The following is a 19,712-nucleotide window of genomic DNA, read 5'->3' on the forward strand; positions in this document are numbered from 1 at the left end:
CTCAGGTCAATGATTCACGCCAATGAAATCTAGAGTTAGAGTGATGCTCTAACCCGTCGAGTGGAAGTGTGGTGGAACGTCGTGCGGCTGACCCCAACCGAGCGCGACCGGCTGCTGCTGTTCGGCGCCGCGGAACTGGCCCGGGCCCGGCGCGCCCGCGGTCTGCGGCTCAACGTCCCCGAGGCCACGGCGCTGATCGCCGACACGGTCTGCGAGGCGGCCCGTGACGGCAGCCGGCTTGCCGAGGCCATCGAGGCGGCCCGGTCCGTCCTCGGCCCCGACGACGTGCTGCCCGGCGTCGCGGACGTGGTCACCGAGGTGCACGTGGAGGCCGTCTTCGACGACGGATCCCGCCTCGCGGTGGTCTCCTCGCCGATCCGCGGCGCCACGGGCCTGGGGGACGACGCCCCGGGCGCCGTCGTACCCGGCCCGGAGACCCCGGCCCCCGAACCCGAGGTGCGCCTGACCGTGCGCAACACCGCGACCGTCCCGGTCAGCGTGACCTCCCACTTCCACTTCTTCGAGGCGAACCCCCGCCTCGACTTCGACCGCTCCGCCGCCTACGGCATGCGCCTGTGCGTGCCGGCCGGGTCGTCCGTACGGTTCGACCCCCTGGGCGAGGCGGAAGTGGGCCTGGTCCCGATCGGCGGAGACCGGATCGCCATCGGCTTCGCGGGCCTGGTCGACGGCCCGCTCGACGCCCCGGGCGCCCGAGAAGAAGCCCTGCGCCGCGCCGCGGCCTGCGGCTACCTGGGAGTGGAGGAAACACAGCGATGAGCAGGCCCACCAAGCACAGCGACCACTGCGCCCCCGGCAGCCGCCACATCGACCCCCGCGAGTACGCGGCCGTCTTCGGCCCGCGTGCCGGGGACCGGGTGCGCCTGGGTGACTCCGGGCTGACGGTGCGCGTCGAGTCCGACGCGCAGAAGCCCGGCGACGAGTTCCTCGCCGGCTTCGGCAAGACCGCCCGCGACGGACTGCACCTCAAGGCCGCGGCGGTCCGCGAGACCTGCGACGTGGTGATCAGCAACGTGCTGGTCATCGACGCCGTCCTCGGCATCCGCAAGGTCTCCGTCGGCATCCGCGAGGGCCGCATCCACGCGATCGGCCGGGCGGGCAACCCCGACACCCTCGACGGCGTCGACGTGGTCGTCGGCACCGGCACGTCGATCGTCTCCGGAGAGGGCCTGATCGCCACCGCGGGCGCCGTGGACACCCACGTCCACCTGCTCTCCCCGCGCGTCATGGAGGCCTCGCTCGCCGCGGGCGTCACCACGATCATCGGCCAGGAGTTCGGCCCCGTCTGGGGCGTCGGCGTCAACTCCCCGTGGGCGCTGAAGCACGCCTTCAACGCCTTCGACGCGTGGCCCGTCAACATCGGCTTCCTGGCCCGCGGCTCCTCCTCCGACGCGGCCCCGCTGGTCGAGGCCCTGGCCGAGGGCGGCGCCTCCGGCTTCAAGGTCCACGAGGACATGGGCGCCCACACCCGCGCCCTCGACACCGCCCTGCGGGTGGCCGAGGAGCACGACGTACAGGTCGCCCTGCACAGCGACGGCCTCAACGAGTGCCTGTCCGTCGAGGACACCCTGCGCGTGCTCGAAGGCCGTACGATCCACGCCTTCCACATCGAGGGCTGCGGCGGCGGCCACGTCCCCAACGTGCTGAAGATGGCCGGCGTGCCGAACGTCATCGGCTCGTCCACCAACCCCACGCTGCCCTTCGGCCGCGACGCGGTCGCCGAGCACTACGGGATGATCGTCTCCGTCCACGACCTCAAGCCGGACCTGCCCGGCGACGCGGCCATGGCCCGCGACCGCATCCGGGCCGGCACGATGGGGGCCGAGGACGTCCTGCACGACCTGGGCGCCATCGGCATCACCTCCTCCGACGCCCAGGGCATGGGCCGGGCGGGCGAGACCGTACGCCGCACGTTCGCCATGGCCGCCAAGATGAAGGCCGAGCTGGGCCCGCTGGAGGGCGACGGCGAGGGCGACGACAACGCCCGCGTGCTCCGCTACATCGCCAAGCTGACGATCAACCCCGCCATCGCGCACGGACTGGCCCACGAGATCGGCTCCATCGAGGTCGGCAAGCTCGCCGACATCGTGCTCTGGCGTCCCCAGTTCTTCGGCGCCAAGCCGCAACTGGTGCTCAAGTCCGGCTTCCCCGCCTACGGCGTCACCGGCGACCCCAACGCCGCCACCGACACCTGCGAACCGCTGGTGCTCGGGCCGCAGTTCGGCGCCTACGGAGCCACCGCGGCCGACATCTCCGTCGCCTTCGTCTCCGCCGCGGCCGCCGCGCTGGGCGACGACCGGATGCCCACCCGCAGGCGCCGGGTCGCCGTCCGCGGCACCCGCGGCATCGGCCCCAAGGACCTGCTCCTCAACTCCCGGGTGGGAGCGGTCGACGTGGACCGCACCAGCGGCCTCGTCACCCTCGACGGCAGCCCCCTGGAATCCCCGGCCGCCGACTCCATCGCCCTCAACCGCCTGTACTTCCTGTGATCCCGCGAAGGACCCCGACCATGACGCACCCTGCCGGCACCCCCGCAGCCGACGGCTTCCGCATGCCCGCCGAGTGGGCTCCCCACGAGCGCACCTGGATGGCCTGGCCCAGCCCCAACCCGACCTTCACCAACGAAGCCGAGCTGGCCGAGGCCCGCGAGGCCTGGGGTGCCGTGGCCCGCGCCGTCCGCGCGTACGAGCCGGTCACCCTCGTGGTGAGCCCCGGCGACGCCGAGGGCGCCCGCGCGATCGCGGGCGCCGGCGACGGCCACGAGCTGACGGTCGTGGAGCGCGAGCTCGACGACGCCTGGATGCGCGACATCGGCCCCACCTTCGTCACCGACGGCCAGGGCGGACTCGCCGCCGTCGACTGGACCTTCAACGGCTGGGGTGCCCAGGAGTGGGCCCGCTGGGACCACGACTCGAAGGTCGCGCGCCACGTGTCCGACCTCGCCGGCACCCGCACGTACAGCACCTCCCTCGTCAACGAGGGCGGCGCCATCCACGTGGACGGCGAGGGCACCGTCCTGCTCACCGACACCGTGCAGCTCGGCGAGGGCCGCAACCCCGGCTGGACCCGCCAGCAGGTCGAGGCCGAGATCCACGCCCACCTCGGCACCACCAAGGCCATCTGGCTGCCGTACGGCCTCGCCGGGGACTACGGCACCTACGGCACCCAGGGCCACGTGGACATCGTCGCCGCCTTCGCCCGCCCCGGCGTGGTGATGGTGCACACCCAGCCCGACCCGGCCCACCCCGACCACGAGCGCTGCAAGACCATCGCGGCCCTGCTGCGCGCCGCCACCGACGCGCAGGGGCGGCAGCTGGAGGTCGTGGAGGTGCCCGCGCCGACGGTGCTGGAGGAGGACGGCGAGTGGGTCGACTACTCGTACATCAACCACCTCATCTGCAACGACGGCATCGTGCTCTGCGCGTTCGACGACCCGCGCGACGAGGAGGCGGCCGAGATCTTCCGCAACCTCTTCCCGGACCGCACCGTGACGCTCGTGGACGCACGTACGATCTTTGCCGGGGGTGGCGGCATCCACTGCATCACCCAGCAGCAGCCCAGGGCGTAGGGAAAGAGGAGCGGACATGGCGGGTGGGGCGCGTGCGCGGAAGAACGCGCCGCCGCGCGAGGAGGTCCTCGCGGCCGCCATGGCGATGATCGCCGAACGCGGTCTGGACGGGCTCACCATGGCCGGTCTGGGCCGCGAGGTCGGCATGAGCAGCGGCCACCTCCTCTACTACTTCCGCACCAAGGACGAGCTGCTGCTGCGCACCCTGGAGTGGAGCGAGGCCGCGCTGGGCGCCGAACGCTCGGCGCTGCTCTCCCGTCGCGCGCCGGCCCGCGACCGGCTCGCCGCGTACGTGGACCTGTACGTGCCGGACGGCCCCCGCGACCCGCACTGGACCCTCTGGCTGGAGGTCTGGAACCGGTCGCAGGAGGCCGGCCCGGAGGAGCGCGACCGCCAGTCCGCCATCGAGGGCGCCTGGCACCGCGACCTGGTCGCCCTCCTGGCCGAGGGCGTCTCCCGGGGCGAGTTCCGGCAGGTGGACGCCGACCGCTTCGCCACCCGCACCCGGGCGCTGCTGGACGGCTTCAGCATCCAGCTCGCCGTGGGACTGCCCGGGCTGGACCGCGACGGCATCCTGGCGCACGTACGGGAATTCCTGGAGGACGGGCTGAGCCCGGCCGCCGGCTGACCGGGTCGGCGCCCGGTCGGGGGGCGGCCCGGCCGGGCCTGACCGCCATGTGACCAAAACGAAGACCGCATCGTGAGACGCGGCACCTGCGCCGCACGGCGCTGTGTCAGACTGCGGGCGTGCTTGCATCCACCATGATTATGGGAAGCAGCGCGCCGGTCCGCAGTGACCGCTGACCGTGGACACACCCCACGGCGCGGCCATCGTGCCCCAGACCCGCGCGCAGACCTCTCGCACCCGCGAGGGGTTTTTTCGTTTCCCGGCCCCACCTGCCGGGGGGCGGGCCGCGCGCGACGATGGGGGCAAGTGGATCCCGGGCATCCGGACCACTCATCCGACAGGAGTCAGATCAGCATGACGACAGAGGTCATCGACGACGCGTTCCATGTCTTCGACACCACGCTGCGCGACGGCGCCCAGCGCGAAGGCATCAACCTCACTGTCGCGGACAAGCTGACGATCGCCCGGCACCTGGACGACTTCGGCGTGGGCTTCATCGAGGGCGGCTGGCCGGGCGCCAACCCCCGCGACACCGAGTTCTTCGCCCGCGCCAAGGCGGAGATCCAGTTCAAGCACGCCCAGCTGGTGGCCTTCGGCGCCACCCGCCGCGCGGGCGGCAAGGCCTCCGAGGACCCGCAGGTCAAGGCCCTGCTCCAGTCCGGTGCGCCGGTGATCACCCTGGTCGCCAAGTCGCACGACCGGCACGTCGAGCTGGCCCTGCGGACCACCCTCGAAGAGAACCTGGAGATGGTCCGGGACACCGTCGCGTACCTGCGCGAGCAGGGCCGCCGGGTGTTCGTCGACTGCGAGCACTTCTTCGACGGCTACCGCGCCAACGCCGAGTACGCCAAGTCCGTGGTCCGCGCCGCCTACGAGGCCGGCGCCGACGTGGTCATCCTCTGCGACACCAACGGCGGCATGCTGCCGGCCCAGATCCAGGCCGTCGTCTCCACCGTGCTGGCCGACACCGGCGCCCGCCTCGGCATCCACGCCCAGGACGACACCGGCTGCGCCGTCGCCAACACCCTGGCCGCCGTCGACGCCGGCGCCACCCACGTGCAGTGCACCGCCAACGGCTACGGCGAGCGGGTCGGCAACGCCAACCTCTTCCCGGTGGTCGCCGCGCTGGAGATCAAGTACGGCCGCAAGGTGCTCCCCACGGGCGCCCTGGCGGAGATGACCCGGATCTCCCACGCCATCGCCGAGGTGGTCAACCTGACCCCCTCCACCCACCAGCCGTACGTCGGCGTCTCCGCCTTCGCCCACAAGGCCGGCCTGCACGCCTCCGCGATCAAGGTCGACCCGGACCTCTACCAGCACATCGACCCCGAGCGGGTCGGCAACACCATGCGGATGCTGGTCTCCGACATGGCCGGCCGCGCCTCCATCGAGCTCAAGGGCAAGGAGCTCGGCGTCGACCTCGGCGGCGACCGCGCCCTGGTCGCCCGGGTGGTCGAGCGGGTCAAGGAGCGCGAGCTCGCCGGTTACACGTACGAGGCCGCCGACGCGTCCTTCGAGCTGCTGCTGCGCGCCGAGGTCGAGGGCCGCGCCCGCCGCTACTTCCGTACGGAGTCCTGGCGCGCCATCGCCGAGATGCGCCCCGACGGCAGCATGGCCAACGAGGCCACGGTCAAGCTGTGGGCCAAGGGCGAGCGCATCGTGGCCGCCGCCGAGGGCAACGGCCCGGTCAACGCGCTCGACCGCGCGCTGCGCGTGGCGCTGGAGCGGTTCTACCCGCAGCTCGCCAAGTTCGAGCTCAGCGACTACAAGGTCCGCATCCTGGAGGGCAAGCACGGCACCGAGTCCACGACCCGGGTGCTCGTCCAGACCACCGACGGCGTCACGGAGTGGTCGACCGTCGGCGTGGCCGACAACGTGATCGCCGCCTCCTGGCAGGCCATCGTCGACGCCTTCACGTACGGCCTGCTCCGCCAGGGCATCCAGCCCACGGAGTAGCGCGTCGCGCCGCCCTGGTCCTTATATTCCGCTAACGCCCGAATTAACCCGTTCGGGTAGCGTCAAGGTATGAGGACCAGGCTGATACCCGCACTCTCCGCACTGCTGCTCGTCTTCGGCATGGCGGCGGTCGGCGCGGCTCCCGCGGCGGTCGCCGCCACGGAACCGGCCACCGGCCCGGCGGCCGTGGCCGCAGCGCTCAAGCAGGGCCCCGTGTACGTCGACCCGCGGGCCGAGGGGCAGCTGTCGAAGGCCGAGGCGGACGCCCTGGCCAAGAAGATCGAGGACGCCGGGAAGCCGCTGTTCGTCGCGGTGCTGCCCGCGACCGCGGAGTTCCCGGCCGACAGCGTGCTGCGCACCGTGCGCACCGAGACCGGGATCACCGGCCTGTACGCCATCCGGCTCGGCGACGGCTTCGACGCGGGCGCGGACCGGAGCGTCATGCCCAACCGCGCGGTCCGCAACCTCACCGACGCGGTCAAGGCGGGCGGCCCGGTCGACGCGGCCACCCAGCTGAACAACTTCGTCGACCAGGCCCTGCCCCAGACCAAGGGCAGTGCCCCGGCCTCCTGGGACTCCGGGGGCGGCGCGGACGGCGGCGGGGTGCCGGTCGCCGGCCTGGTGACGATCGGGGCGCTGGCCCTGGTGGGCGGCGGCGGCGCGTACGCCGTGGTCCGGCGCAACCGGCGGAAGAAGGAGGAGCGCGAGCGCGAGGCGGTGCAGAAGCTGGCCGTGGTCGTCGACGAGGACATCACGGCCTTCGGCGAGGAGCTCGAACGGCTGGACTTCCACCCCGCCGAGCCCGGCGCGGACGACGCGATGCGCGCGGACTGGGAGCGGGCCCTGGACTCGTACGACCGGGCCAAGCAGATCATGGCCGGGGTCCGGCACCCCGACGAGGTGCGGGGCGTGACCCAGGCGCTGGAGGACGGCCGCTTCGCCCTGGCGGTGCTGGCCGCGCGCCGCGAGGGGCGGGAGCTGCCCGAGCGCCGTTCGCCCTGCTTCTTCGACCCCCGCCACGGCCCCTCCACGCAGGACGCGGACTGGGCCCCGGCCGGTGGTGCGGCGCGCACGGTGCCGGTCTGTGCCGCGGACGCCGTACGGCTGGGCGAGGGGCGGGACCCGATGGTCCGTACCGTCGACACCGAGTACGGGCCGCGCCCGTACTACGACGCGGGGCCGGCGTACGGCCCCTGGGCGGGCGGCTACTTCGGCGGCGGCATCCTGCCGGGCCTGCTGATGGGCACGATGCTCGGCTCGATGATGTCGACCCCGGCCTACGCCTCGGACTTCGGCGGCTACGAGAGCGGCTTCGAGGGCGGGGACGTCTCCGGCGCCGACTTCAGCTCGTCCGACTTCGGCGGGGGAGACTTCGGCGGCGGCGGCGGTTTCGGGGGCGGGGACTTCGGCGGTGGCGGCGGCTTCGACGGCGGGGGCGGCTTCTAGCCGGCGGCGGGGGCGGCTTCTAGCCGGCGGCGGGGGCGGCCGCCGCGCCGCCCCCGGGTGCCCGTACCGTCCGTCGGGCCGGTCAGGCCTGCTTGATCGCGGAGATGTCGAAGGTCAGCTTGACCTTGTCGCTGACCACGACGCCGCCGGTCTCCAGGGCCGCGTTCCAGGTCAGGCCCCACTCGGAGCGCAGGATCTGGGTGCTGCCCTCGAAGCCCACGCGCTGGTTGCCGTAGGGGTCGGTGGCGGAGCCGTTGAACTCCAGGTCGATGGAGAGCGGGCGCGTGACGTCCTTGATGGTCAGGTCGCCGGTGATCCGGTACGTGTCCCCGCCGACGAACGCGGCGCCGGTCGAGCGGAAGGTCATCAGCGGGAAGGTCTCGGCGTCGAAGAAGTCGCCGCTGCGCAGGTGACCGTCGCGGTCGGCGATACCGGTGTCCACGGACGCGGTCTTGACGTCGATCGTGGCCGTGGAGCGCGACGGGTCGGCGCCGTCCAGGTGCAGGGTGCCCTCGTGCTCGCCGAAGCTGCCGCGGACGTTGGTGACCATCGCGTGGCGGACGGTGAAGCCGATGCTGCTGTGCGCCGGGTCGACGGCGTAGTCACCGGTGAGGGCGGCGAGCGCGGGGTCCACCTGCAGGGTGCTGACGTGGCCGGCGGGAGCGGCGTTGCCGGTGGTCTCCTTGGCGCGGCGGTTGAAGAGAGCCATGGTGTCCTCCTGGGACTGGGGGTTCGATCAGGTCGTTCAATCTTCAACGACCTCCAACGAGAAATGACTCTAGACCCACTTCGTTCAAATTTCAACCACCCGGGTCCGTCCGAGGGTGTTTTGTAGGACACCCACAAAGGCCTTTGGTCCCTACTGGTGGGTCGCTCACAGCGGCTCCCGGTTCTGTCCGGGCCGGACAGCGGATGGCGCGCGAGACTGTGGAGAGCCAACGGAGGGATTTGCTTGGTCGGCTTCGTAAGGTCGGTACATGACCGTTGTGGACCAGACCCCCGGCGAGCCGACGGACGCTCGCGGCCGCGTGGCCGAGCTGCACGCCCTCCGCGAGCAGGCGCGGCGCGGCCCCAGTGACCGTGCGACCGAGGCGCAGCACGCCAAGGGCAAGCTGACCGCCCGCGAGCGCATCGAGCTGCTGCTCGACGCCGGCTCCTTCAAGGAGGTCGAGCAGCTGCGCCGCCACCGGGCGACCGGCTTCGGCCTGGAGGCCCGCAAGCCCTACACGGACGGTGTGATCACCGGGTGGGGCACGGTGGAGGGGCGGACGGTCTTCGTCTACGCGCACGACTTCCGGATCTTCGGCGGTGCGCTGGGCGAGGCCCATGCGACGAAGATCCACAAGATCATGGACATGGCCATCGCGGCGGGTGCCCCGCTGGTCTCCCTCAACGACGGTGCGGGTGCGCGTATCCAGGAGGGCGTCTCGGCGCTCGCCGGCTACGGCGGCATCTTCCAGCGCAACACCCGGGCCTCGGGCGTCATCCCGCAGATCTCGGTCATGCTCGGCCCGTGCGCCGGCGGCGCCGCGTACTCCCCGGCCCTGACCGACTTCGTCTTCATGGTCCGCGAGACCTCGCAGATGTTCATCACCGGCCCGGACGTCGTCCGCGCGGTGACCGGCGAGGAGATCAGCCAGAACGGCCTCGGCGGCGCGGACGTCCACGCCGAGACCTCCGGCGTCGCGCACTTCGCGTACGACGACGAGGAGACCTGCATCGCCGAGGTCCGCTACCTCATCTCGATGCTGCCGTCGAACAACCGCGAGAACCCGCCGGCCCACCCGACCGACGACCCGGCCGACCGCCGCTCGGACGTGCTGCTCGACCTGGTCCCGGCCGACGGCAACCGCCCGTACGACATGCACAAGGTCATCGAGGAGCTCGTCGACGACGGCGACGTCCTGGAGATCCACGAGCGCTGGGCCCGCAACATCATCTGCGCCCTCGCCCGCATGGACGGCCAGGTCGTGGGCATCGTCGCGAACCAGCCCCAGTCGCTGGCGGGTGTCCTGGACATCGAGGCCTCGGAGAAGGCCGCGCGCTTCGTCCAGATGTGCGACGCCTTCAACATCCCGATCATCACGCTGCTGGACGTGCCCGGCTTCCTGCCGGGCGTCGACCAGGAGCACGGCGGGATCATCCGGCACGGCGCGAAGCTGCTGTACGCGTACTGCAACGCCACCGTGCCGCGGATCTCGCTGATCCTGCGCAAGGCCTACGGAGGCGCGTACATCGTCATGGACTCCCAGTCCATCGGCGCCGACCTGACCTACGCCTGGCCCACCAACGAGATCGCCGTCATGGGCGCCGAGGGCGCGGCCAACGTCATCTTCCGCAAGCAGATCGCCGAGGCGGAGGACCCCGAGGCCATGCGCGCCCGCATGGTCAAGGAGTACAAGGCCGAGCTGATGCACCCGTACTACGCGGCCGAGCGCGGCCTCGTCGACGACGTCATCGACCCCGCCGAGACCCGCGAGGTCCTCGTCAGCGCCCTCGCGATGCTCCGCAACAAGCACGCGGACCTGCCGTCGCGCAAGCACGGCAACCCGCCCCAGTAGTCCGCCCCGCCCCGCCCCGCAACCCGCCGCCGTAAAGGAGACCTGCCACCCATGAGCACCGATACGCTGCTGCGCGTCGAGAAGGGCCACGCCGAGCCGGAGGAGCTGGCCGCGATCACCGCGATCCTGCTCGCCCGCGCGGCCGCCACCCCGGAGGCCCCCGCCAACGCCGCCCGCAGCACCGCCGGCTGGCGCCGCCTGGAGCGCACCCCGGGCTTCCGCGCCCCGCACAGCTGGCAGGGCTGACACCCCCCGCCTTCGACGGCCGCCTCAGCGGAACCGGATCCTGACCCCCTCGGGGACGGAATCCCGGTCCGGGAGGCGGCCGTCGGCCGTCCGGCAGTTGTAACAGGTGACCCGGAGCCGCCCGAACACGCCGAGCCCGCCGAGGTCGTTCGGCAGGACGCAGCCGCTCAGGGTGAGGGTCTTGAGCCGCGCCGGGGCCGAACGGATCGATGGCAGCCACTCCGTGAGGTCGAAGCCGGCGAGCTCGAGCAGGGTGAGCTTCCCCAGAGCGCCGAGGTGGGCGAAGCCACGGGGCTTCCCCCTTCCTTGGACCACCAGGAACTCCAGGGTGGGCCGCGCCGCCAGGGAAGACAGATGGGTGTCCTCGGCCAGCACACCGACCCCGAGGCCGTTGAGCTGGGAGAGGCCGGGCAGGCCGTCGAGGCTCGGGAACGTGGGCCACTCCTGCAACTGGAGGTAGCGCAGATCCGCCAGCTCCCGCACGGGCCGCAGATCCTCCAGGGGGACGTCGCCCCAGATGGAGACATTGGTGAGGCCCGGATGGCCGGCGAGCGGTGACAGATCACCGTCCCCTCGCAGCTGGGGCACCCACAGCAGGTTCAGTTCCCCCAGCTCCTCCGTCGCACCGAGCCCTCGGGTGAAGGGGTACTTGACCGCGACCCGGCGCGCCTCGGGCAAGGAGAGCAACGCTTCCCACTGGGTCGGATGGGTCATGGAGAGCCGTACTTGCTCCAGCCGCACCCGCCGCAGCACCCGGCGGGCGTACTCGTCCGGATCGAAGTACTCCCACTCCGAGCTCAGCTGCCACTGCACGGGCGCCCGCTCGTCGCCCGCCCACCGCTCCATGAGGTCCAGCGCGTCACCCCCGCCGACCATCGCCGCGGTCCGCACCAGCGCCCTCGCCGCCGCGTCGGACAGCCCGTCCAGGGAAGGGGGCAGCCGGCGGAGCAGGGGAGCACCCACCATCGCCAGCGACGAGGCCTCCGCCCGGCGGCGCGGCGGCACCAGCGCGTGGAGCGTGCCGTCCAGGGGAGCGCGTACCTCCTCGGGTACCGCGTCCATCGTGCCCAGACACGCCGCCGCCAGGAGCCGCAGCCGCCGTGCGTGCCGGGGTTCCGCGGCGGCCCGGCCCAGGATGCCCTCCATCAGCTCGACCCGCTGGGGGCGGTTGGCGTGCCCGGCCGTCATCACGACCGTCTCGTACCAGACGTCGAGGTGCGCCCGGCCGACCAGGTTGCCGATGTGGTCCTGCGCCGCGGCGTCGGCCGCGGCCAGGTACTCCTGGAACGTACGGTGGAGGAAGTCCACCCGCCCCTCGGCCGGGGACCGCAGCACCCCGGAGCGGGCCACCAGGTGCTCCAGCACCGACTCCGCGTCGACGCCGGCCAGATGGCGCATGCCCTCCAGCGCGTGCCGGACGTGCTCGGCCGCCCGGTCGGAGGCGATCTCGTTGCGGCCGTTGTCCGACAGCCGCCAGGCCAGGTCCTGGAGCAGCCTGAGCTTGTCGGCGAGGGAGAGCCGTACCCGCTCGGCGCTCGGCACGCTGCGCTCGGAGTCGCGGCGCTCCAACAGGATCTCCAGCGCGATCCGGTACAGCTCCATCCGGTCGCGCGGGAGCCGGCCCCGGCGGTTCAGGTGCAGCGCGCACAGCAGGGCGGCCAGCAGGGGAGTGCTCGCCAGGGACTGGAGGTGCGGCCGGTCCTGGAGGCTCGCCAGCAGGCTGCGTTCGTAGTGGGGGAGGTCCGCGCCCGGCTCCAGCACCGCCTCGTGCCACCTGCGCACGAAGGTGACCAGGTCGGCCGGGCGCATCCGGTCCAGCTGCACCGGGCGGAAGCCCTCGGGGCGCAGCCAGTCGCCCCGGGCCGCCGCCGGCCGGGAGGTGACGACCACCCGGTTCTCCGGATAGGCGTGCAGCAGCCCCCGGAGCCACGTCCGGACCGCGCCCCGTTCCTCGGCGGCGAGTTCGTCGACGCCGTCCACCAGGAGCAGCACCCGCCCCGCCCGCAACTGCCGGTCCACCCACGCGGCGGGCATGTGGCCGGTCAGCGCTCCCGCGGTCTGGTCCAGCATCGTCTCCGGGCGGGGCAGGTCCCGGCCGGCGTACCGGCGGAGCTTCACCAGCACCGGCATCAGGCCGTTCCAGTCGGACAGCGCACCCTCGAACGCGTTGCGCGCGGCCGTCACCGCCAGCCAGTGCAGCAGGGTCGTCTTGCCCGAGCCGGCCTCCCCGCGCAGCAGCACCCGCGAGGTGTCCTTGAGCACCGCCTCGACCTGGCGGTCCTGGGCCCCGTCCTCCCCGGCCCGCAGGATCCGTGAGGCCTGCTGCCCGTCGCCCGACGCCCGCAGGCTCACGTACGCCACCGACAGCCGGGTCCGCGCCACCCGCTCCGCCGCGAAGCTGAAGAGCTCGACCTCGTCCAGGCAGCGACTGACGTACTCCAGGTACTCGCGGCGGAAGGCCTCGTCCTGCCCCTCGCCCTGAGGGGAGTACAGCGAGCGCACCGGCAGCCGGCCCAGGACGACCGACAGCTCGGCTGACAGGGACGTGGTCCGGGCCAGCAGCTCGGTGACCGCGCGCTCCGTGTACACCGGCAGCCGCTTCAGCACCCGGACGTAGCAGTCGCAGCACTCGGCGAACAGCAGCTCGAACAGAGCGGCGGCCGGCTCGTCGAGGCCTGGCGGGACCGGCACGGCACGCCGGATCCGGCGTGCCAGCGCGGCCGGGTCGGCGTCCGCGCCGATGATCGCCCCGTCCGAGAGGTCGGCCCGTACGAAGGTGTCGGTGACCGCGTCCAGGGCGGACCGGCGTCCCGAGGCCGTCAGCCCCCGGAACTCGTGCGCGAGCAGCGGCTCCAGGCGCTCGGCCACCGCGTCGGCGATCTGCTCGAACTGGCGTGCAAGGCCGCGCTGTGCCCGCAGCCCGGGCACCCGGACCCGGATCAGCTCCGACAGCTCGCTCCGGCCCTCCTGATCCCGTCGGCGCGGCCCCAGCCAGAGCCCCACCGCCCGGGTCGCAACCACCCGTCCCAGACCGACCGCTGCCGCCTCGGCACTCACCCGCCCCACCCCCGGGAGCCATTGAAACGCGGAACGCCGGAACCCGTGAAGGGTTCCGGCGTTCCGGAGCAGTGCAGGGGTGCTCTACCGCAGGCGAGCCATCAGGGCGTGCTCGACCAGGGTGATGAGCGCGGACTTGGCGTCGGCGCGGTGGCGTGCGTCGGTGGTGATGATCGGTGCGTCGGGGCCGATCTGGAGGGCCTCGCGGACCTCCTCCGGCGTGTAGGGCTGGTGTCCGTCGAAGCCGTTGAGGGCGATGACGAAGGGGAGGCCGCTGTTCTCGAAGTAGTCGACGGCGGGGAAGCAGTCGGCGAGTCGGCGGGTGTCGACGAGGACGACGGCGCCGATGGCGCCGCGGACGAGGTCGTCCCACATGAACCAGAAGCGGTCCTGTCCGGGGGTGCCGAAGAGGTAGAGGATGAGGTCCTGGTCGAGGGTGATGCGGCCGAAGTCCATGGCGACCGTGGTGGTCGTCTTGTCACCGGTGTGGGTGAGGTCGTCGATGCCGGCGGAGGCGCTGGTCATGACGGCTTCGGTGCGCAGCGGGTTGATCTCGGAGACCGCGCCGACGAACGTGGTCTTGCCCACGCCGAAGCCGCCCGCCACCACGATCTTCGCGGAGGTGGTGGAGCGAGCCGCTCCGCCGTTAGAGCTTGCGAAGTCCACTGAGCACCCTTTCGAGCAGTGTCACGTCTGGCTGGCCGCCCGCGGACTCGTCGCCGCCGGGCTGGTGGATCGCGACGAGGCCGGCCTCGGCCAGGTCGGCGACGAGGATTCGGGCGACGCCGAGGGGAATGGAGAGGAGTGCCGAGATCTCGGCGACCGACTTGATCTCTTGGCACAGGCGGCAGATCCGCTGGTGCTCGGGCAACTGCCCTTGCAGCCGGGCGGGATCGGCCGTGGTACTGACCAGGGCCTCGATGGCCAGCTGGTAGCGCGGCCGGGTCCGGCCGCCCGTCATCGCATACGGACGCACCAGCGGGTTGCTGGCCTTGGGTGCCGCCGCACGCGGCGCCTGCCGGGGAGCCGGCGGCGTCATGTGCGGAGGCTGGTGGGGCTGCTGCCCGTACGACTGGTCGTACGGGCCCGGCTGCCCCGACAGGTGCCTGCTGGGAGCGGAGGGGAAGTTGAAGCGGTTCTGGTCGTGCCCACCCTGCGGCTGCTGTGCGCCGCCATACGGATGTCCTCCTGGGGGTGTTGTCACGTTTCCTCCTCCGACTCCAAAACGCAGTACTCCCTGTAGCACCGCGCCACCGCACCTTATGGTGCGATGACGCGAAACGCACTGCCTGTCTGCTAGTTGAGAAGACTTCCCTGCAGTTCCGCGCGCAGATCCGGGGTCAGAACACTGCCCGCGCGATCGACGAGGAGAGCCATCTCGTAGCCCACGAGGCCGATGTCGCACTCCGGGTGGGCGAGGACCGCCAGCGAGGAACCGTCCGAGATCGACATGAGGAAGAGGAAGCCGCGCTCCATCTCCACCACGGTCTGGTTGACGGCCCCGCCCTCGAAGATCCGGGACGCGCCCGCGGTCAGCGAGGTCAGGCCGGAGGCGACGGCCGCCAGCTGGTCGGCACGGTCGCGCGGAAACCCTTCGGACATCGCCAGCAGGAGGCCGTCGGCGGAGACCACCACGGTGTGGGACACCCCGGGGGTGTTGTCCACGAAGTTGGTGATCAACCAGTTCAGGTTCTGCGCCGCCTGGCTCATCGGGCTCACACTAACGCTCCTGGTCATAGGTGTTACTGGACTGCTCTGATCCCGCGCTGCGTCCCTGCTGGACACCGCGGCGCAGGTTGCTCAACCTGCCCCGTACGTCCTCGGGGGCGCGGGAGACCTGGGGGCCGCCCTGCGGGGTCGACTCCGCGGTGCCCTCGACCAGGTTGGCCTTGGGAACGCGCCGAGGGAGACCGGACGAGGTGACCCCGCCGGCCTTCGGGTCACGGAGCTTGCCCGCCTGCTGCCAGCGCTCGTCGTTGCGCGAGCGCCAGCCGCTCTCGGGCGTCACACCGTTGTCCGCGGCCGCCTGCGGTGCCTGCGGCTGAGCGGGGAACGGCTTGGACTCCGTTTGCTGCTGTGCGGGCTGCCACTGCTGCTGGCTGCCACGACGCGGCAGGCCCGCTCCGGTCATCTCGTGACCGGTCCCGGCGGCGGTGCCCGAACGGTCGAAGCCTACGCGGTCCTGAGCGGCTTCGGGACCGGTCGGAGATTCCGATTCGTTCCCGTAATCCTGCTGGTAGCCGCCCTGGTACGCGTTCTGCTCCGGCCACTCGGCCTGGTGGGCCTGGGGCTCGTAACCGCCGTCGTACTCCTGGCCGCCCGTCTGGGCGTCCTGGTAGCCGCCTTCCGCATAGGCGTAGCCGTCCTGGCCGTAGGCCTGGTAGCCGGCGTCCGCCTGCTGCTCGTAAGCGGCGTCCTGGTGTTCGTAGGAACCGTCCTGCTGCTCGTACCCGGAGGAGTAGCCCTCCTGGTGGTACGTGCCCTCCGCTTCGCCCTGGTACTGCTGGTACCCGTGCTCCGGCTGGGGCTCCTGCGGGTAGCTCTGCTGGTCGCCGTAGCCGCCGTCCTGGCCGCCGTAGGCCTGGGCCTCCAGCGTGGCGCGGCGCTCCTCGCGGACGAGGGAGCGGCCGACCGGGTCGAGGCCGGGCGACTGCGGGTTGTCGTACCGCGAGTCGTCGAAGCCGAGCTCCGCGGCGGTGCGCAGCGGGGCGCCCTCGTAGGACTGCTGCTCCGGGATGATCGAGGAGACCGTGAAGTCGTCCTCGGGCATGCCCTCGCCACCGCCACCGTGGGTGATGGCGTCCGGCAGCATGACGAGCGAGGTGGTGCCGGCCTGCTCGCCCGAGGGGCGGAGCTGGACGCGGATTCCGTGCCGGTCCGACAGCCGGCCGACCACGAACAGACCCATGCGCTGCGAGATCGCGGCGTCGACGGTCGGCGGGTTGGCCAGCTTGTGGTTGATGTCCGCGAAGTCCTCGGCGGTGAGGCCGATGCCCTTGTCGTGGATCTCGACCATCACGCGGCCGTCGGGGAGACGGGTCGCGGTGACGCGGACCTTGGTCTGCGGGGAGGAGAACGTGGTGGCGTTCTCCAGCAGCTCGGCGAGGAGGTGCACGAGGTCGGTCACGGCCTGGCCGTGGATCTCGGCGTCCGGGACACCGGTCAGCTCGATGCGCTCGTACTGCTCCACCTCGGAGGAGGCGGCGCGCAGGACGTCGACCAGCGGGACCGGCTGGTCCCAGCGGCGGCCCGGCTCCTCGCCCGCGAGGATGAGGAGGTTCTCGCCGTTGCGGCGCATGCGGGTGGCCAGGTGGTCCAGGCGGAAGAGGTTCTCCAGCTGGTCCGGGTCGGCCTCGTTGTTCTCCAGGTCGGTGATCAGGGTCAGCTGGCCCTCGATCAGCGACTGGTTGCGCATGGAGAGGTTCGTGAAGATCGCGTTGACGTTGCCCCGCAGGAGGGCCTGCTCGGCGGCGAGCCGGACGGCCTCGCGGTGGACCTGGTCGAACGCGCGGGCGACCTCGCCGATCTCGTCCTGGGAGTCGATCGGGATGGGCCGGACGCGGGTGTCGACCTTGCCCGGGTCGGTACGGGAGAGCTGGTCGACCAGGCTCGGCAGGCGCTGCTCGGCGATGTCGAAGGCGGCACCGCGCAGGCGGCGCATCGCGCGGCCCATCTGGCGGGCCATGAAGCCGGCCAGGATGAACGCGGTCAGCAGGGCCACGACGACGATCGCACCGTTGATGATGGCGTCGTTGCGGGCGTCCTCGGCGACCTTGACGGCCTCGTCCACGGCCTTGGCGACGAGGTCCTTCTCGACCTCGCTGTAGCCGTCGAACTTGGCGGTGGCACCGGCCTGCCAGAAGACGGAGTTGGTGCCCTCCTTGGCGAGCGCCTTCGGCGACTCGCCGCTGGCTATCGCCTCGGTCATGCCTTCCAGGGCGGAGCCGTTGACCACCGGGGGCGCCACGAAGGGCACGCCCTGGTTCTCGGCCTCCTGCTTGGCCTGGAGGAGCTTCTGGGCGCCCTCGTCGGACTTCTTCTGCATGACGGCCTTGAGGTTGGCCGTGTCCTGCTCGGTGCCGGCGGAGACGTACTCGCCGATCGCGATCTCCTCCAGGTACGCGTACGAGGAGAACGCAACCAGCTGGGCCGCGTGGACGTCCTTGTCGTCGTTGGGGCGTACGAGGAGGTGGGTGCCGATGGAGCGCTGGAGGGAGTTCGCGGCCTTGGCGAGCTGGATCGCGTAGACCATGCGGCCGTAGGCGGTCACGTTGCCGGTGCCGAGACCGAGCTCGTTGGCGAAGGACATGAGGTAGTGCTGGACCAGCACGTAACCCTCTTCGGTGGGCACGGGGCCCAGGTCCTTGGCGCTCTTCTTGGCCGTCTCGATCTGCTTGAGGTACGCAGACTTGCGGATGGCCTCGAGCTTCGGCTCCTCCTCGCGGAAGAGCTTCAGACGCCGCTGGAGGTTCGCCTTGTCGGGCATCTCCTCGACGGCGGCGTCGAACTTCTCCTTGGCCGTGTCCGTCGCCGCGCGGGCCTGGGCCACGGCGTCGGCGGTGCGGTTGCCCTTGAGGAGCGGCTCGGCGGTGAGGTCACGCTCGTTGAGGAGCGCCTGGCCGTACTCGGCGGCCGCCTGGACCACGCGGGCGGTCTTCTCGGCGTCCTTGGCCTCGTTCCAGGTGTCGACGGATCCCTTCACCTGGAAGCCGCCCATCACCAGGCCGACGAGGGCCGGGACGAGCAGGATCGCGTTCAGACGCGTGGGCACACGCCAGTTGCGGGGGGAGAACCGGCTCTGACTGCCGGGGCGGACGGGTTCGTCGGCCGGCAGGTCCGCGGCGGACACGCCCGCGCGCTGCGGCGGGGTGAAGTTGCCCCGCGCCGGTTCCTCCGCGGGGCTCTCGTTGCTTCGCCTCACTCGACCAACAACCTCTCGGCGGCGCTACTAGCTAGTTCGTTGAATTCCAGCACGGGCAACGGCCCTGTTCCAAACAGTTGAAACCGGCCGCTTCCAGAGCTCCAAGGCCCACATAAGTCGGACATAAGGAGCGAGCTTTCTCAAATGGCGGGTGGTTCGTGCGCGCAGCGGCACCGTGCGAATGCGAGGGGTGTCCGTCCCGCAACAATTCTCTGTCGAAACGTTATGAACGCCGCGGCGGGCCGTGTCAAAGGACACAGCCCGCCGCGAAGTTGATGTTCCGGCTTTTCACCGGATCTCCTCGGAACAGCGCCGACTACTTCAAACGAGCCATGAGAGCGTGTTCGACGAGCGTGATGAGCGCGGACTTGGCGTCGGCGCGGTGGCGTGCGTCGGTGGTGATGATCGGTGCGTCGGGGCCGATCTGGAGGGCCTCGCGGACCTCTTCGGGGGTGTAGGGCTGGTGCCCCTCGAAGCCGTTGAGCGCGACGACGAAGGGGAGGCCGCTGTTCTCGAAGTAGTCGACGGCGGGGAAGCAGTCCGCGAGTCGGCGGGTGTCGACGAGGACGACGGCGCCGATGGCGCCGCGGACGAGGTCGTCCCACATGAACCAGAAGCGGTCCTGTCCGGGGGTGCCGAAGAGGTAGAGGATGAGGTCCTGGTCGAGGGTGATGCGGCCGAAGTCCATGGCGACCGTGGTGGTCGTCTTGTCACCGGTGTGGGTGAGGTCGTCGATGCCGGCGGAGGCGCTGGTCATGACGGCTTCGGTGCGCAGCGGGTTGATCTCGGAGACCGCGCCGACGAACGTGGTCTTGCCCACGCCGAAGCCGCCCGCCACCACGATCTTCGCGGAGGTGGTGGAGCGCGTAGCCCCGGCGTGAGAACTGCCGTTAGAGCTTGCGAAGTCCACTGAGCACCCTTTCGAGCAGCGTTACGTCCGGCGTTCCGCCGGTCTCTCCATTGCCCGGCTGGTGGATGGCCACCATGCCGGCCTCGGCCAGGTCGGCCACGAGGATCCGGGCCACACCGAGGGGCATCGACAGCAGTGCCGAAACCTCGGCGACGGACTTGACCTCGCGGCACAGCGTGCAGATGCGCTGGTGCTCGGGAAGCAGGCCCGCGAGGTGGACCGGGTCGGCCGTGGTGCTGACCAGGGCTTCGATCGCGAGCTGGTAGCGGGGCCGGGTCCGGCCGCCGGTCATCGCGTACGGACGCACCAGCGGCTGGTCGCCTTCCGCGTACGACTGATCACCGTACGAGTCGGGAAAGGCGGGGGGCGGGGTCATTGATCCTCCGGGCTGGACAGCAGTG

The 19,712-nt window shown here is 71.5% G+C and carries 16 protein-coding genes; 8 read left to right on the forward strand and 8 right to left on the reverse strand.

The genetic code is table 11. The annotated features are described in order from the left end of the window. The first annotated feature begins 81 nt into the window (after window positions 1-81). From ureA to ACIQUQ_RS02175, 6 genes are all read left to right on the forward strand, one after another. Window positions 82-777 (forward strand): urease subunit gamma, encoded by a 696-nt coding sequence (gene ureA, locus ACIQUQ_RS02150; RefSeq protein ID WP_403970172.1) that lies wholly within the window; start codon window positions 82-84, stop codon window positions 775-777. Then, a complete protein-coding gene (locus tag ACIQUQ_RS02155) occupies window positions 774-2,507 on the forward strand; it encodes an urease subunit alpha (protein WP_403970175.1) in 1,734 nt (577 codons plus the stop codon). Before ureA ends, ACIQUQ_RS02155 begins: the two co-directional genes overlap by 4 nt. A gap of 20 nt (window positions 2,508-2,527) precedes the next feature. Then, window positions 2,528-3,586, forward strand: coding sequence for an agmatine/peptidylarginine deiminase (locus ACIQUQ_RS02160; RefSeq protein WP_403970179.1), 1,059 nt, complete (start codon window positions 2,528-2,530; stop codon window positions 3,584-3,586). A 16-nt stretch (window positions 3,587-3,602) separates the two neighbouring features. Further along, window positions 3,603-4,214, forward strand: a complete 612-nt coding sequence (locus ACIQUQ_RS02165) for a TetR/AcrR family transcriptional regulator (RefSeq protein WP_403970182.1) — start codon at window positions 3,603-3,605, stop codon at window positions 4,212-4,214. 354 nt (window positions 4,215-4,568) lie between these two features. After that, the gene (gene cimA / locus ACIQUQ_RS02170) at window positions 4,569-6,170 is read left to right on the forward strand and encodes a citramalate synthase (protein ID WP_403970185.1); all 1,602 of its coding nucleotides are present in this window, start codon (window positions 4,569-4,571) and stop codon (window positions 6,168-6,170) included. Window positions 6,171-6,239: 69 nt separating this feature from the next. Beyond that, on the forward strand, window positions 6,240-7,616 hold the full coding sequence (locus ACIQUQ_RS02175; protein ID WP_403970188.1) for a hypothetical protein: 1,377 nt from the start codon (window positions 6,240-6,242) through the stop codon (window positions 7,614-7,616). Window positions 7,617-7,698: 82 nt separating this feature from the next. Here ACIQUQ_RS02175 and ACIQUQ_RS02180 read toward each other — a convergent pair whose 3' ends face one another. Then, window positions 7,699-8,325, reverse strand: a complete 627-nt coding sequence (locus ACIQUQ_RS02180) for a YceI family protein (RefSeq protein WP_403970191.1) — start codon at window positions 8,323-8,325, stop codon at window positions 7,699-7,701. 268 nt (window positions 8,326-8,593) lie between these two features. On the opposite strand from ACIQUQ_RS02180, the gene ACIQUQ_RS02185 reads away from it, so the two are divergent. Next, window positions 8,594-10,177, forward strand: a complete 1,584-nt coding sequence (locus ACIQUQ_RS02185; RefSeq protein ID WP_403970194.1) for an acyl-CoA carboxylase subunit beta — start codon at window positions 8,594-8,596, stop codon at window positions 10,175-10,177. Window positions 10,178-10,228: 51 nt separating this feature from the next. Continuing rightward, the gene (locus tag ACIQUQ_RS02190) at window positions 10,229-10,423 is read left to right on the forward strand and encodes an acyl-CoA carboxylase subunit epsilon (protein ID WP_403661720.1); all 195 of its coding nucleotides are present in this window, start codon (window positions 10,229-10,231) and stop codon (window positions 10,421-10,423) included. Between the two features lie 24 nt (window positions 10,424-10,447). On the opposite strand, the gene ACIQUQ_RS02195 is transcribed toward ACIQUQ_RS02190, so the two are convergent. The 7 genes from ACIQUQ_RS02195 to ACIQUQ_RS02225 all read right to left on the reverse strand — a co-directional run bounded on the left by ACIQUQ_RS02195 (window position 10,448) and on the right by ACIQUQ_RS02225 (window position 19,687). Then, window positions 10,448-13,480 carry an NACHT domain-containing protein gene (locus ACIQUQ_RS02195; protein ID WP_403970197.1) on the reverse strand — a complete coding sequence of 1,011 codons (3,033 nt, stop codon included), beginning with the start codon at window positions 13,478-13,480 and terminating at the stop codon, window positions 10,448-10,450. Window positions 13,481-13,564: 84 nt separating this feature from the next. Then, a complete protein-coding gene (locus tag ACIQUQ_RS02200; protein ID WP_037792108.1) occupies window positions 13,565-14,146 on the reverse strand; it encodes an ATP/GTP-binding protein in 582 nt (193 codons plus the stop codon). Continuing rightward, on the reverse strand, window positions 14,127-14,684 hold the full coding sequence (locus ACIQUQ_RS02205) for a DUF742 domain-containing protein (RefSeq protein WP_399953037.1): 558 nt from the start codon (window positions 14,682-14,684) through the stop codon (window positions 14,127-14,129). Before ACIQUQ_RS02205 ends, ACIQUQ_RS02200 begins: the two co-directional genes overlap by 20 nt. A gap of 92 nt (window positions 14,685-14,776) precedes the next feature. Continuing rightward, window positions 14,777-15,190, reverse strand: coding sequence for a roadblock/LC7 domain-containing protein (locus tag ACIQUQ_RS02210; protein WP_078910683.1), 414 nt, complete (start codon window positions 15,188-15,190; stop codon window positions 14,777-14,779). A 10-nt stretch (window positions 15,191-15,200) separates the two neighbouring features. Further along, window positions 15,201-18,401, reverse strand: coding sequence for a nitrate- and nitrite sensing domain-containing protein (locus tag ACIQUQ_RS02215; RefSeq protein WP_403970201.1), 3,201 nt, complete (start codon window positions 18,399-18,401; stop codon window positions 15,201-15,203). A gap of 316 nt (window positions 18,402-18,717) precedes the next feature. Then, window positions 18,718-19,311, reverse strand: coding sequence for a GTP-binding protein (locus ACIQUQ_RS02220; RefSeq protein WP_399953030.1), 594 nt, complete (start codon window positions 19,309-19,311; stop codon window positions 18,718-18,720). Then, the gene (locus tag ACIQUQ_RS02225; protein WP_399953028.1) at window positions 19,292-19,687 is read right to left on the reverse strand and encodes a DUF742 domain-containing protein; all 396 of its coding nucleotides are present in this window, start codon (window positions 19,685-19,687) and stop codon (window positions 19,292-19,294) included. Before ACIQUQ_RS02225 ends, ACIQUQ_RS02220 begins: the two co-directional genes overlap by 20 nt. Between the last annotated feature and the right edge of the window lie 25 nt (window positions 19,688-19,712).

Origin of the sequence: Streptomyces sp. NPDC101118, assembly GCF_044759445.1 — a bacterium.
Taxonomy (GTDB): domain Bacteria; phylum Actinomycetota; class Actinomycetes; order Streptomycetales; family Streptomycetaceae; genus Streptomyces.

Coding starts and splice junctions, on each gene's coding strand:
- ACIQUQ_RS02155 (WP_403970175.1), top strand. CDS start 774: ATGAGCAGGCCCACCAAGCACAGCGACCACTGCGCCCCCGGCAGCCGC.
- ACIQUQ_RS02160 (WP_403970179.1), top strand. CDS start 2,528: ATGACGCACCCTGCCGGCACCCCCGCAGCCGACGGCTTCCGCATGCCC.
- ACIQUQ_RS02165 (WP_403970182.1), top strand. CDS start 3,603: ATGGCGGGTGGGGCGCGTGCGCGGAAGAACGCGCCGCCGCGCGAGGAG.
- cimA (WP_403970185.1), top strand. CDS start 4,569: ATGACGACAGAGGTCATCGACGACGCGTTCCATGTCTTCGACACCACG.
- ACIQUQ_RS02175 (WP_403970188.1), top strand. CDS start 6,240: ATGAGGACCAGGCTGATACCCGCACTCTCCGCACTGCTGCTCGTCTTC.
- ACIQUQ_RS02180 (WP_403970191.1), bottom strand. CDS start 8,325: ATGGCTCTCTTCAACCGCCGCGCCAAGGAGACCACCGGCAACGCCGCT.
- ACIQUQ_RS02185 (WP_403970194.1), top strand. CDS start 8,594: ATGACCGTTGTGGACCAGACCCCCGGCGAGCCGACGGACGCTCGCGGC.
- ACIQUQ_RS02190 (WP_403661720.1), top strand. CDS start 10,229: ATGAGCACCGATACGCTGCTGCGCGTCGAGAAGGGCCACGCCGAGCCG.
- ACIQUQ_RS02210 (WP_078910683.1), bottom strand. CDS start 15,190: ATGAGCCAGGCGGCGCAGAACCTGAACTGGTTGATCACCAACTTCGTG.
- ACIQUQ_RS02225 (WP_399953028.1), bottom strand. CDS start 19,687: ATGACCCCGCCCCCCGCCTTTCCCGACTCGTACGGTGATCAGTCGTAC.